The organism is Moritella sp. 36 (assembly GCF_018219415.1).
Classification (GTDB): domain Bacteria; phylum Pseudomonadota; class Gammaproteobacteria; order Enterobacterales; family Moritellaceae; genus Moritella.
Genome location: NZ_CP056120.1, coordinates 1,772,143 through 1,786,861, shown reverse-complemented (window position 1 = coordinate 1,786,861; position 14,719 = coordinate 1,772,143). Strand labels below are relative to the sequence as shown.

7 protein-coding genes and 1 pseudogene are annotated in these 14,719 nt (G+C 39.0%); 4 read left to right on the top strand and 4 right to left on the bottom strand.

Annotation, left to right across the window (positions count from 1 at the left end; translation table 11 throughout):
• Window positions 1–19: 19 nt before the first annotated feature.
• On the bottom strand, window positions 20–2,698 hold the full coding sequence (locus HWV03_RS08060) for a bifunctional diguanylate cyclase/phosphodiesterase (protein WP_211679238.1): 2,679 nt from the start codon (window positions 2,696–2,698) through the stop codon (window positions 20–22).
• A gap of 154 nt (window positions 2,699–2,852) precedes the next feature.
• Window positions 2,853–4,820, bottom strand: a complete 1,968-nt coding sequence (locus HWV03_RS08055; RefSeq protein ID WP_211679237.1) for a transglycosylase SLT domain-containing protein — start codon at window positions 4,818–4,820, stop codon at window positions 2,853–2,855.
• A gap of 123 nt (window positions 4,821–4,943) precedes the next feature.
• Here HWV03_RS08055 and HWV03_RS08050 point away from each other — a divergent pair, with 123 nt between their 5' ends.
• Window positions 4,944–5,135: a hypothetical protein gene (locus HWV03_RS08050; RefSeq protein WP_211679236.1), complete on the top strand. Its 192-nt coding sequence runs from the start codon at window positions 4,944–4,946 to the stop codon at window positions 5,133–5,135.
• Between the two features lie 518 nt (window positions 5,136–5,653).
• Here HWV03_RS08050 and HWV03_RS08045 read toward each other — a convergent pair.
• Complete coding sequence (locus tag HWV03_RS08045; RefSeq protein ID WP_211679235.1) at window positions 5,654–8,551, bottom strand: RHS repeat-associated core domain-containing protein; 2,898 nt, start codon at window positions 8,549–8,551, stop codon at window positions 5,654–5,656.
• Between the two features lie 324 nt (window positions 8,552–8,875).
• Between HWV03_RS08045 and HWV03_RS08040 the strand changes: the two genes are divergently transcribed.
• From HWV03_RS08040 to HWV03_RS08020, 3 genes and pseudogenes are all read left to right on the top strand, one after another.
• A complete protein-coding gene (locus tag HWV03_RS08040) occupies window positions 8,876–10,648 on the top strand; it encodes a DUF6531 domain-containing protein (RefSeq protein WP_211679234.1) in 1,773 nt (590 codons plus the stop codon).
• 91 nt (window positions 10,649–10,739) lie between these two features.
• A pseudogene (locus tag HWV03_RS22545) lies at window positions 10,740–11,765 on the top strand (ISAs1 family transposase); the annotation flags it as partial.
• A 96-nt stretch (window positions 11,766–11,861) separates the two neighbouring features.
• Window positions 11,862–13,169, top strand: coding sequence for an ISNCY family transposase (locus HWV03_RS08020; RefSeq protein WP_446724895.1), 1,308 nt, complete (start codon window positions 11,862–11,864; stop codon window positions 13,167–13,169).
• A gap of 619 nt (window positions 13,170–13,788) precedes the next feature.
• Here HWV03_RS08020 and HWV03_RS08015 read toward each other — a convergent pair.
• On the bottom strand, window positions 13,789–14,685 hold the full coding sequence (locus tag HWV03_RS08015) for a LysR substrate-binding domain-containing protein (protein ID WP_211679230.1): 897 nt from the start codon (window positions 14,683–14,685) through the stop codon (window positions 13,789–13,791).
• Window positions 14,686–14,719: the final 34 nt, after the last annotated feature.

The window sequence follows — 14,719 nt, the reverse complement described above, 5'->3', positions numbered from 1 at the left end:
ATCCGTTGGATTAGTCCGTTCAAGTACTTACAAGCTGTCGGCTCAATTCAACTTCCGGCAATGGACGAGAAAACAAATAGCCCTGAGCTAATCGGCAACCACCTACCTCTAACAACTTCCGTTGCGCCTCTGTTTCCACACCTTCTGCGACGACTTGTAAATTGAGTAAACGCGCCATCGTAACTATTACCTCGATCATAACCTGCTTACTGGAGTCTTCTTCTAAACCATCAACAAACGAGCGATCAATTTTAATACCATCAATCGGAAACTGAACCAAACGTTTTAATGAGCTATACCCTGTACCAAAGTCATCAATATATATTTGAAAGCCCATCGACCTTAGTGCCGACAAACGCTCTGTCACCACTTGCTCATTCATATCCAAAGCACTTTCTGTTAGTTCGAAACGGATATTCTCTGGTGCCACTCTTGCCTCTGTTAACAATCTAGGTAAAGCTTTCACTAATTGATCATCCTGTAATTGACGCGGCGACAAATTAATATTCAGATAAAGCCCTGCATTAGGCTTTAGCAAGGTTAACCGACGAAAACCAGCTAACGCCTGAGTAATCACCCATAGACCTAAGGGCTGAATCAGCAAAGATTTCTCTGCTAGCGGAATAAAACGCTCAGGGGAAATCTGACCCAATTTAGGATTATACCAGCGCAACAAGACCTCAAAACCTCGGGTTCGGGCATCCTTCAAACAGACGACAGGCTGAAAACATAAACTAAACTCATTTTTTTCCAATGCACTATGTAGGAGATCATCAAATTCAGTCTGGCGCTGTACCTGCTCATGCAAGGCTAAACTAAATACCTGATAATTGGCCTTACCATTCTTTTTCACTTCGTACATGGCCAGATCTGCATCTCGTAAAATATCCCTAGCATGCTGATAGTGAGGGCCCAAGAAGGTGAATCCAATGCTGGCAGAAACCTGTAGAGCGATAGACGCGCCGTCGAATAGAACTGGCTGAGTGACTTCACGCTGTAAACGTTCAGCCACATACTTAATGGTTTGTTGAGACATTTCGCCCTCAAAATAAATGACAAACTCATCACCTCCGATACGTGCAATTCGATCTTTTTTACGTAAAATCTGCGTTAATCTGTCCGCTATTTTTTGCAGATAAAAGTCGCCAACGCCATGCCCATAGGTATCATTAATCTTTTTAAAACCATCAAGGTCAATAAATAGCACCACGCCCCACTGTTTATTCTGTAAATAATGTTCCAAAAAATTCTGGCAGGCAGTTCGATTTAACAAACCCGTTAAGGCATCGTGATTGGCTTGATAACTCAGCTGCTGCTCATTACATTTACGTTCGGTAATCACATCCAAAGTGCCTTGATACACGACACAATCATCCTCAGTTGTATTTAAATATGCATTTTCTGACAGCCAGATAGTATTCCCATGTCGATCCTCGCCTTCCCATTCATAGTTAAATATTTCTTTTTTCTCTTTTAACGTCTCTAAAAAGGCCTGATATGATTGATCTTCTCGATGTAGTTGCCGACCAATATGCTCAACCGCTTGCAGCATCTGTCTTGGATCTTCATAACCAAAAGCCCGAGCTAACGCCGGATTAACCTTTAAAAACTGTCCTTCAAGCGTTGCGCTATAAACACCTTCAACCACTTTTTCAAACAAGTTATGATATTCATTTTGTGCTAACTCTAGCGAATGTGTCTTCTCTCTGGCGAGTTCTTCAGCGCGTATGCGACGGTATAGCGAATGACGTAACAACAAGAGAAACAATGAAATGATTAAGCCAATACCGATGACAATTAGCATGGGGCGAGATAGATACCACCAAGGCATAGGTGGACTTAAATCAACAAACTGATATCGCAACTGCCAATTTGCATAATTTTGTGTAAAGTCAATTCGATACTCAGGTTTAGAGCTTTGTTGATGTAACGAGGTAAATAACAGCTCAGTATTTTGCAAACATTCACGGTAGATCTCTAAACCAAGATTCTGCCTCTGGCTTAGTACTGGCCCTAAAAGAATTTCCATCGCTGCATCAAAGTGGGTCATCGCACTTACATAGCCCCTCAATTCAGAACCTACCTCACCTTGATCATTCAAAGCAAAAACAGGTAACAACAACCTAACTTCAGGTGTTGTCGCTTCATCAAGTGACATATTCTCACTGATCACTAACTGCAGACTGTTATCTATGGCCGCTAATGTCATCCCCTCGCGAATACTATCGATATCCGCCAGATTAATCCCCAAGGATAAACCATTCATCTGAGCCGAGGCCGAATAATAAATAGGGTAAAATACTTCACTTGTTCCAACTCGGCTAAAACGAAAATCAAAAATGCCGGTATTAACAGCTTCCTTAATTAAATCCAGGGTTTGCTGCTGACTGGTTTTAGGGATCCACTCATACACAACAATACCGTAATCACTTAGTGATGACTGAGCATTAAACTGATCAAACTGCTGGCGAGAAAGTTCAGGCTGGTAGGTCATCATACTGCGTAATGACACGAGGTGTTCCTGCAAAGCGTCAAGATTACGCTGAGCAGTGTCGAACGCTAGGCTAGCATGTTGATTCAGTTCCTCATAATCCCGTTCTTGCTCATTCTGCTGTAATTCCACATACAGAAAATATAAAGGAAACAACAACAAACTCATTGTTATAGACAACCATAAACGGATATTTTGTGCCAACACTACAGATTACCTACTGGTTTAATACTCAAATCAGATATGAATTATATTGATAATGAGAACTATTATCAATTGCATTTATGCATTTTAAACGAACTGACCAGCTTTGTTGTCCAACTAAATATTTCCTACTGATATGGTTAGGCGATTCATTATATTAAAAACGTGCATGGATCTCTTTAGGCGTAAGAAACTCAAGCGGTTTATCTAAGATATGCTGATAAATGACGTTATAGGCTAAAACATTTTTGACATAACGTCGGGTCTCTTTATAGGGAATGGCTTCGATCCAGCTATCCATCGTTAAGCCTTGCTCTGCCCTGCCGTCTTTGCTGGCTTGCCAGCGGTCTACTCGATTCGGACCCGCATTATATGCCGCAGTTGCCAGCACCCGATTCCCTTTATAGCGCTTAAGTAAGCTATCAAAATAGGCTGTACCTAACTGTACATTGATATCGCCATCGGTTAATTGTGCTTGCTTCTTATAATTTTTCAAGCCAATTTTACGTGCGGTCTCTTTTGCCGTTTTCGGCATCAACTGCATATAACCACGAGCCCCGACCGGAGAATTAGCAGACTCGTCAAAAGAACTTTCCTGGCGCGTAATGGCGTAAATATAGCTTAAATCGAGTTGGTATCGGTCGGCATTAGCATAAAATAGCTGTGGTTTAGCGGCAGGGAAACGAATATTCAAGGCATCCCAACTTCTAGAAAGAATACTGGCAACGACCGACAGATGAGCCCAACCTTTTTGGAAGGCAAATAAACCTAACTGCCTTTGCAAATTGTTACTTTGAGCGCTAATTAAGGTCCGCCACTCACGTTTAAGTAAATACGTATGTTGATGGAAATACAGTTCATCAATATGTGCTAGCTGTGTTTTCAGATGCTCTAAGTCTTGCTGCTGCCTGCTGACTATATTGGCATTAAACTGGTAATCTACACCTAATTTCTGCGCGGCCAAAAAGCCGTAGTAATTACGCTCAGCCGCGATTTTTTGATAAAGTTTATCGGCCTGATTTTGTTGCTGTTTCTTTTCCAATACTCGTGCTTGCCAATACACCCATTGACTATCCAGTTGCTTACTATCTACTTGCTTAATCTCGCTCAGCTGCATCAACCAGTATTCTATATCGGCCCAATGATTAAATTTAATCGCATAACGGATCCTATGCTCCGTTAATGGTACATCCCCTAAAGCCGAAAGCGCTTTATCTAGCCAAGGTAACAACTTAGTTTCATTACGGATCATAATGCGCGATATAAGGTATTTTTTTAATTTGACTTGCTCTGCCGATGTAAAATATTTTTTACGCTCATAAGTGAGGTATGCATTTAATCCTAATTCAATATCTTTTTTAGCAAGCCGCTTAATACTCGCAACTAAAAAATCGTGGCTAGCATGCGCCTTGTTGTTAAATGAAGGGTTGTTAAATGAAGGGCTCTTAAATAAGGGGCTGTTTAATAACTTTGTTGGTGATTTATGTAAGTCATATAACTGCTTAGCTAACAGTTCATTTTCCTTGTCCATTAAGGTGATTAAATAAGACATAAGGGATGTTTTATTATTTGCATAAGCTAAGTTAAAACGCTTAAAAATTAATGCCTGAGATATTTTTTTATTATTAAGATAATACGCCAAGACGCCATCACAGGCATTCGGCAAGGAAAATCCCGTTAACCAGGTTTTTTGCACATCAGGCCAAGTTTCATCTGCTTGATCGGCCGCTAATCGCGCCTGAAAATGAAAGCATTTCAAGTCGAGTGAATTGGGACGTTGCGGATAAAAAGACAGGTACTCACTCCAATATTGGTTTTTTGCTAAGTAATATAAATAGCTTCGCTGCAGATCATAACTCACGCGACGATCAGGGTTATCCTTTATAAAAGATTGCACTGCAACCAAACTGTTGCGGCTAAAGTGTGCTTTAAGCTGTTGGTATTCAAGCAGATAAGTTAATGGGTATGCAGGAATCTGCTCTGTTTTTTGTAACGCTTCGGACCACATTTGTTGTGCTTGTAAGTCTACAGCTTGCGTATACAGGCCTCTTTGCTGGCTCCACGTAAGCGAACTAGATAAACTTGAAAATGATAATAAAAACAAAGATATAAAAAATATTTTCATCGATTCATCCGTGAGATACTCTGCTTTAGCGCAGCTAGCTAAATACCAATACTGTATGTAATCGGCCCTGTTTCTTTTTAGTGTAGGAGTTATTCAAGAAGTTCATTAATCTACGAAAATATAATGGCCAGATTCGAATGGCGCAAAGGGGAAAGAGCCTTGGTAATTATAAAAACGACAGAGTCGCTTGGTAGTTATGGTACGACAAAGTCGCTTGGTAGTTATGGTACGACAAAGTCGCTTGGTGATCACACTTCATACTTCAGTCATTGTAAGCCAGAGCTAGACAAAACTGGCTTAGAGTTATTGTACTAACCGAGATAATACACATTAGATTTTGTAGGGGAAGTGAAGGGATCTAACTGATACCCTCACTCCATTAACCATAACATGCGTTATGCAAACAACACTAATGGGGTATCATCTAGTATAGCAATATCACTTATACCATAAGGTGTTTAGCTATCAAAAGCGACATTTCTATTGGTTTTTAGATATGACATTTTAAACTTGCCATAACAACGATTGTAAATCCCCGATTGTAGATCATTGTAAGTGCACACCTTTAATTTTGAACCACTAAACTCCAGTTTGCGACAGAACCTAAATTTATTGCCTGCGGATGTTCTTATTTATCTTTCGTAGAATATAGGCACCATACACCCCAGAAAACACACCGAAAGAAAACCAGATAAATACAAATAAATTAGAAATCATATCTGACGCTTCATTCCCTAGTAACAAGTACACCCAATAAAAAGCATAACCGATGCTTAAACCACCCACTGGAAATAAAATAAAATAAATACCATAGCACACATAACTATTCATAATTAACCTCCAGAATTATTGGCATTTATAGGTAGGTTGCTAGTTACGCCACCTAGAGTATTACCTACAGTTGTTCCCACCGTCCGAATCGGGGAGTTAGGCAAATTATGTAACGCATTAGAAGTTAGAAATAATTGCTGAGATAGCGGGAGAGAATTAAATCGAGATCGATTTATTTTCGAAAAAACACCTGATGTACCGTTACCCACTCCAGCCCCTAGCCCACCAAATATAAGTCCATTGATGAATGCATCTTCAATACTATCACAGGTCCCTAATAATTCGTTTTTACTTGCTGTAACTCCTGCGCTAATTAAGGCACTACCGTATGCATTTGCCGCTATATTTTTTGCCAAAGATAGACTTTTAGTTAGATTACCAAGTCCACCACCTAATCCACCTACGACAGTTGATGCTGCAAATGATCCCCAATCAAAAGGACCACCAGAGTTATATTGTGACCATGCATTTAGTCCCCCTCCAACTGCCGCGCCGAATACACACCAAGGACATAAACCTTTAGGATCAGCATACCTAACTGGATTCCCAGCAACATATTCATAGGTATTAATCCCCCCAGCCAAACCAATCGGGTCAGACTGAATATAGCGCCCCAACTCTGGATCGTAATCCCTGAAGTAGTTGTAATATAGTCCACTTTCTTTATCAAAATACTGCCCTGGAAAGCGTATTTCTTGATTAATATTATCGACATCAACGATGATTTTACCAAATGGAGTGTAATGTGCTGCCCATTGCACGGAACCAGAGTCTGTCAGCATGGTTGGTGTGCCTAAATGGTCTGTGTGCACATAATAAATATCAGCTTCACCTTGATCTGAACTTATCGCCGTTGCAACCTGCAGTGAACCAGCAAAGAAGTATTCACGGATCAAGGTGCCATCAGAAAGTGTTTCAGCTATAAGCTGACCATTGAGGTCGTAATGGTAATGAATCCTCTTCTTATCACCTATATTTTTTTGTACTCGCTGACCGAGGCTATTGTAAGTATATTCTGCCCAAGATTCGTTATTTTTGACGCTCGCTAAAAGTCTATTTTTAGAGTCGTAATGAAAATATTGTGTTGCTTTTTCATCTCCTCGGAATCCCTGCCTTTGATCATCTTTGTGTCCCTGCATTTGACCATTTTCATCGTAACTAAAATTCCGCACATTTCGAGGGACATCACCTGATGTTATTATTTCTTCGAGTTGATTATTCTCATGTGAATAAAGATAAGTTTCTTCCTTTACCCCTGTGTGATTTTGTTCAATTTTTTTTGTACGATTATGCACTGCGTCATAATCGTAGTCGATCTTACCATAATCTCCAATCGCGACTTTTAACCGGTCTAGTTCATCGTACTTAAATTCCTGATTTTGGTCACTAGCTAAAGCATTATTGATTGTTGCTATGTTACCATTAGCATCATATTGATAAGAAAATTGTTGTACAGCATTTTTTATAAGCCTAAGTTTATAATCTAAATCATAGATGTAGCTGTTAGTTAGGTCATTACCATATCTAAGTGAGGCTAGTGGTCCAAAAGCGTTGTATTCAAGGTTATTGACTAAACTATGCTTCATAGTTGTTGCCGTAACTGTGGAAATAGCTGTTAATCTGTGTTCGTTATTATATTCGTAGTGTAGGACCCTTCCACTTGGATAAGTCATCTCCTGCAAGGTACCGTTACTATTATATTGATAGGCAGTGACGTAGGTAGTGCCACGAATATTGCGAATTTCTCTAGTTACTTGATCTTGCTGGTTATAATGATATTCAGTAATTCCACTTTCGTCGATGATTTTTGTTAGTAAGCCTAAGCCATATTCACCATTGGACGGTCTGTCATATTCATAGCTAACATCATGTTTAGAATCAACATAGACCTCCGTAAGTAAACGATTGAGTTCGTCATAATGATAAACGACTATATTTTTTTTATTGTCTACTTTATAAATAAGATTACCAGCTTTATCATAATCAAACTCAGTAATGCCAGTATCTGGACTGATGGTTCTAACCAACTGTCCGAACCCGTCATATTCATAAACGGTGGTATTTCCTCTAGCATCGGTGATACTGGTTATTTGATCTAGGTTATTGTAGGTATACTCAGTTGTACCAGACTTAGCATTTTTCAGTAATTTAAAACGATTGAGGCTATCAAAAGTTTGCACCGTTTGGTTGAGTTTTGCATCAGTTAAGATTACCGGATTTCCTCCTGCATTATAAGTTATTTTCACGGTTTTATTGACTGCGCCAATATCTTTAATTAATCTATTTAGTTCATCAAACTGTTTCTCGTGTTCCAACATCAGCCTACCTTGGGCATCATTAATGCTGATGACAATACTATTCTTTGTTTTGTTCCGTTTAAAGAATATTTTATTGCCGTTACTGTCTTTAGTCGTTTCCAGTCGTAATGCTGGATCATAACTATAGATAAGAGTGTAATTTGATGAATTCGTTATAGTGTGAATAAGTGAACTACCCGACATGTAGGTATAAGTGGTAGTGTCTTGCCCTTGCTTTCTAAATACAGTTCGAGTTAGCACGTTACCAAGGTGGTCATAAGTTAATTTGACTGTCCTCCGATTAGCATTAGTAACTGTTTCTGGGTAACCATAACGGTTGTAGTCCCTGTAATCAGTTATATGACCTAATGCGTTAGTAATCCTGACGACTTGGCCTTTAGCATTATAATCGTATACCGTTATATCGTGAACATCGGTCCTTGGGCCGTTAATGGCCTCAATTAAACCTGCGCTGTTATGATAGTATTTGGTATAGTTGTATTTGTACTGGTCTTTGTCTATATATTTGCTATTGCCCGCCACTGCGCCACTTATTACTAAGTATAATATTGCACAGCTCATCAACGTCTTATGTGTTTTCATCCTTCATCCTTATATTATTTATCCTGCGCCAAAGGCAGTTGTAAGGCGCCTGTTAGTGGTAACAGTCAGCCCCTTATTAATTTCGCATGCAAATTATTATCATAAAACTGTAAATCACCAAGCGCTTGAGTCATAATGATTACTATTATCATTATCATTATCATTATCATTATCATTATCATTATGATTGCAATCGGTATGAATAGCTACAGGTGATTAAATATGTAGTGAAGCAACTAACTATCCTAAAGTTAACAATGATAAATAATGGATCTAGTAATAATAAATACAATATCGTTGCTAATAACATATCAAGGAGTTACTGTGTTAATCAGGATTTTAATATTATTTTCCTTCATCTTTTTTATTGGAAATCTCGTTATAAAGCCTGTACAGGCCAGTGATTTATATAAAACCTGCCCCAACGGGGAAGTCTGCTCAAAATTTTATTATGTGGTGGATACAACTAGTTATCCTTATAAATATATACATGAAAGCAGTAGTCGGGCTGAAGCTTGTAGTAAGTGGTATCCCACTGGAATAGCGGAATTAACAAAAAATGTTCCAGATATAACAACAATATCTACTGGTGATGACGATGCTTTCGGAGGACGTTGCGCGGTAAGGGGGGATTCAAAGACTTATTGTCAGATAAAACCTGTCTGTAGAATAAATTCTGCATTAACCAAAAGCCGATATAAAATAAAATCTGGGGGACCTTCTATTGATAGTAATAGCACAGGGGAGCAGGCTTGTAACATAATGACAAATCACCCTGTTAATATATATTCCGGTAACAAATTTTATCAAGTGTCAGAATTCAAGGGCGTGGGCAGAAATGCACTTCACTTTCAGCGATTTTATAATAGCTTAAGTGGAAGGTGGACTGTGACATATTCGCGTAATATTGATCTAGCAAATAAAAAATTCTATACCGATAGTGGTAAGGTTTTACCAATTAAAGGAAGTTTAATTAAGGGGTATGGCTTATTAGAGCCTGAGGGAAGGGGGTCGGTTATATACACTAATGATGGTGCTGTTGAGCATTATAACCAGTATGGACGACTAGATACCTTAATCACCAAGAATGGAAAGAGACAAACTTTTAACTACTCGGGTGTAATCTTCATTGAAAATAAGAGTGAAGATGAAATTGACGTTTTTAATAAAAACAATGGAAAATTAATTGCAACACTAAAGTATAAATATACGTCTTTAGCATCACAAAGAGCAGGGTTTTGGTCTCAAGGAACATTAATTACAGTCAATGACGAATTCGATAATCAATTTAAAATAGTTGTTGCCCACGACCTGAATAAGCCACAACTATACCTTAAGGATGGCTTTTTAGGTTATCCTATTGCTTGGCAAAGCAGTAATGGATTAAGTGCATTATTTTATTATGCCGATAATAAAAAATATAAACTGCCCCTTGCAGAAGTGAATTATTTTGATGATTTATTAATATCACCGACCAAAAAACATATTAAAAATATTATATACCAATATGACAATTTGTTATTGAATGGAAAGATATCATACATAACTAAAGTAATCGAAAATGGCAATGAAATCTCTAATGTTGAGTATTATCGAAACGGCCTCGTCAAGCGAAGTTCAATTACGTATGGGATTGAGTCTTCAAGTTTTAAATACGACACAGATAAAACAACCGTTACTAATTCAAACGGCAAGCAAAATATCTATACATTTAAAGATGGTAACGTGATTAATGTAGAAGGACTTGCTTCTCAAAATTGTCTTCGCTCAGATGCTAAATATTTTAACCATATAAAATATGGGCAAAGCGGAAATGGTGTGAAAGGGAGTAAACGTTCCGATGGCACATTCTCACTTATCAGAACAGATGAGTTGGGTCGAACCGTTTGCATCTTAGAGGGAGGGGGTACACCTGATCAACGTTATCGTACATTTATCTGGTCCGACAAACCAAGTCGACTTAGATATGAGAAAAATAGCCTATATGGTATAAGATATTTTTATAGTGGTCCTTCAGCATTACTAACAAAAGTAAAAAAATTTACTGTTAGTCCCGGATCTTTGAATGCAGAGCAATACTCTATATGTGAGGATTAATCTGAATATTTAAAGCGTATGTAGTGGTCAGGGCAAGATTATGAACGTTTTTTGATCATATTAAGCCCGGATTTGACCTGAACATGAACTTATGATCTCATATACATTTTTTGGAGATACCAAAGTGCTCGACGAGTTCGCCAAGCACTTTGGGGCGATTGATGATCCGCGTCAAGCCGCTAAAGTTTCCCATCCTCTTTTTGATATTATGTTTCTTACAATATGTGCTGTCATAGCGGGTGCTGATGGGTGGAAAGAGATCCAAGAATATGCTGAAGGACACCAATAGTGGTTTCAAGGTAATGATATGTTTATTAATGGATTTCCGATTGATGATACGATAGCTAGAACCATTTCACGTATTGATCCTGAGCAGTTTCGCCAATGCTTTATTGATTGGATGCAATCTATAAATAAGATAAGCAAAGGGGAACTTATTGCTATCGATGGAAAGGTACTTCGTGGCACTTATAACCGAGACGATCGCCAATCAACTATTCACATGGTTAGTGCTTATGCGACAGCAAATAAGGTTGTGATTGGTCAGTTTAAAACTGATGCAAAATCTAATGAAATAACCGCGATCCCTGAATTAATTAAGTTACTCGATATTAAGGGGTGTTTGATCTCTATCGATGCTATTGCTTGTCAGACTAAAATTACAGAAGAAGTTGTTAATAATGGTGGTGATTATTTATTAGCTGTTAAGGGTAATCAAAAGTCACTATCCATTTCAGTTCAAAACGCACTGTCAGAAATAGTAAACAGAAAACTTTAGCCTAAACAACTTATTATAGAGCAAGCTCACGGAAGAATCGAAGCAAGACACTATTATGTACTTGATGCTCAAGAGATTGCTAAGGTTCATCCTGAATAGAAAAATTTAAAAAGTATTGGTGTTGCTATTGGTTATAGGCAGGTCAAGGGTGGTAAAGCATCGCTTGATTACCGCTACTATATTAGTTCTGCAAATTTGACGGAAAACGGTTTTGCTAAAGCAGTTCGAGGGCATTGGTTAATCGAAAATAGTTTGCACTGGGTACTTGATGCCACGATGAATGAAGATAATTGTCAAATATATCGTGAGAATGGTGCAGAGAATTTGGCTTGTTTAAGACTGTAAGTGCAATATAGTAATGTCACATTCTAACAATTTAGAGATGTCACATTTTGGTATACTTGGTCGTAACTAATCCAAGCATCTAGTTGTGCCATGTTGATTACTATGAGCGAAAAAGAACTGCATCGTTTAGGTGTTATTAAAGATATTTGTCATAAGCGGATCACTCAAGTAGCGGCCGCTACACTGCTAAATCTAACTCGCAGACATATTCAGCGACTTGTTAATGCATATCGCCTTCATGGCGATATTGGATTAGTATCTAAGCGCCGTAACATGCCGAGCAATCGGCGCTATCCAGCCGAATTTAGAGAACAAATCCTCAACATAGTTAAAGATAAATACAGCGACTTCAAATCCACATTTGCTTGTGAAAAACTATTAGAGAATCACAACATCAAGCTATCTAGTGAAACGCTCCGTCAATGGATGGTCGCAGATGGCTTGTGGACTGTTCGCCGTCGCAAAAAACGGCAAATCTATCAGCCCCGATATAGACGAGATTGTGTTGGCGAATTAATTCAAATCGATGGTTCTCATCATGATTGGTTCGAAGGCCGCTCACCTAAATGCTGTTTACTCGTATTTATTGATGACGCGACAAGTAAATTAATGTCCCTTTATTTCTGTGAAGCTGAAACCACCTATGATTATATGAACGTAACCCGTCAGTATATTTCTGAATATGGTAAGCCAATTGCGCTCTATAGCGACAAGCATTCCGTCTTTAAAATCAACAGTCCTAGTCGTAAAACAAGCAAGCAAATGACGCAGTATAGCCGAGCGTTATACGAGTTAAATATCGAGCTTATTTGTGCTAATAGCTCACAAGCTAAAGGACGTGTTGAGCGTGCAAATTACACTCTGCAAGATAGATTAATCAAGGAGATGAGGCTTGCTGGTATCAATACGATTGAAGAAGCGAATGCCTGGGTTCCACACTATATTTCACTCCATAACGCACGCTTTGCGTGCTTACCCCACAGTACTGACGATAAGCATCGCCTACTCCAAGAATCTAACGTAGAGCTTGATGATATATTTGCGCGTCAAGTGAGTCGCTGCTTAACGACATCACTTACACTCCAGTACGATAAAGTCATTTACATGCTCACACCGACCGATAAAGCCAAGTCTCTGGTCGGTAAAAAAGTTATGATTTATGATTACCCTGATGGCACGCTTTCGATTCAACATTGCGGTGAATCGTTTGAATACAGCATATTTGATAAGCTGAGACATGTTCAGCAAGGTGAAGTCGTGAGTAATAAACGATTGGGCGCGGTCTTAGCGGCTGCAAAGCGTTCACAGGATGAACGAGAAAATGAACCGAGTCGTAACCGCAACTCAAGAATGGCAAGCCGTAAGGCACCCAAGCGTTTGATGAACCCAAGCGTTTGATGAACCCGATTTACCTTACTGACGTTGAGTTTAAAGCAAGTTCATCTCGGGATTAAAGGCATGAACAATGTGACATTTTAAACTTGCCCTAACAACGATATTAGAGTCATTCACTACTCAGGCAAAAAGTCCTCTCTAACGCTTACTTTACCCCTTTAAAACCAATTTTAACCCGTAATTCTGGATGGATCATTTTGCACTGCCTTAGTGAATATCACTTTCGCATCGATTTTAATTGAAATGCTTATTTCTAATGCTTTTGTAATATGGGATACAAGTCACTATAGGAGGGAGAGCCCCTTTGCATAATATCTAATCTAACCAAGGCTGGATCACAATTGAACTCGCAATAGAGTTCAATTGTACTGTTGTGATATGACAGATTCATCACATGATAAAATCTATGTAAAAACGATAAGTTCACATTTTGAGTGAGTCAAAGCTCTAACTCATTTAGAGGCAGAACCTTGTTAGGCGATTTGATCTCTTAGCCAATAACGTTGGTCGTAACAAGATTATGCAACGTTGCTAGATACACAGCTACAGAGACAGAAAACACTGTATTAGCGCTATTAATTTCTAGCTAGCCAGACAAGCAAGGTAACGTACTATTTAGCAATCAATGACCTAAATACTGCTGCATAATGTCTCTTAATCGTTTTAACCCTTTCCCTTTATTCACGGTTTTCCAAGCAAGGTAGATGCCTGATACAGGCTCCCTTTCGCCTAGGTCAATTTCGACTAAATCACCCGAATTTAAATGTGATTGAATACGTGTTTTCGGCAGATAGCCTACGCCAATGCCAGCAATAATAGCTTGGATCTTGTGTTCAACTGAATTGACGTAAAAATGTCGACTCTGTTCAATAATGTTATTTGACCAAGGTATGGCAGTTCTTGCCGAGTCGTGCACAACGACGGTCCGGTAGTTATCAATTTCAGATTTGCTGACTGGGGCTGTAAAATTAACAAGCTCATGGTCTTTAGGTACAACGAATATTTTCTGCAGATTGCCTAAGGCGGTCACACTAATGCCTTGTTGATTAGGTATAGGCTCGGGTGCAGCAATAACCAAATCGGTGCGATCTTCAATCAATGCTTCCCACGAACCACTCATTACTTCTTCATTCATGTCTACTTCGATATTCGGATGCTCATTTAAAAACAGCGCTAATGGTTTAAGTAATAGCTGCATGTCAAAAAGAGAATCGAATGTGATATTTATTTTAGGTTCCCAGCCATGGGAGATGGTTTGTGTTTGCTCGGTCAGTTTACTCACAGCACCAAGTACCTTACGGCCTTCATCGAGTAAGTGGCGACCCGCAGGCGTTAATACCGACCGCCTACCCTGACGCACAAACAAAGTCACCGCTAGTTGTTCTTCTAATTTCTGAACTATATAAGAGAGCGCCGAGGGTACTTTGTTTAACTGCTCAGCGGCCGCGGCAAAACTACCACGACGATCAATAGTATCAAGCACCTGTAATGCTTCTATCGTTATCGGAGATTTATACATTCATCGCCTCTCTCTTCTTAGTATTTTATTGTCA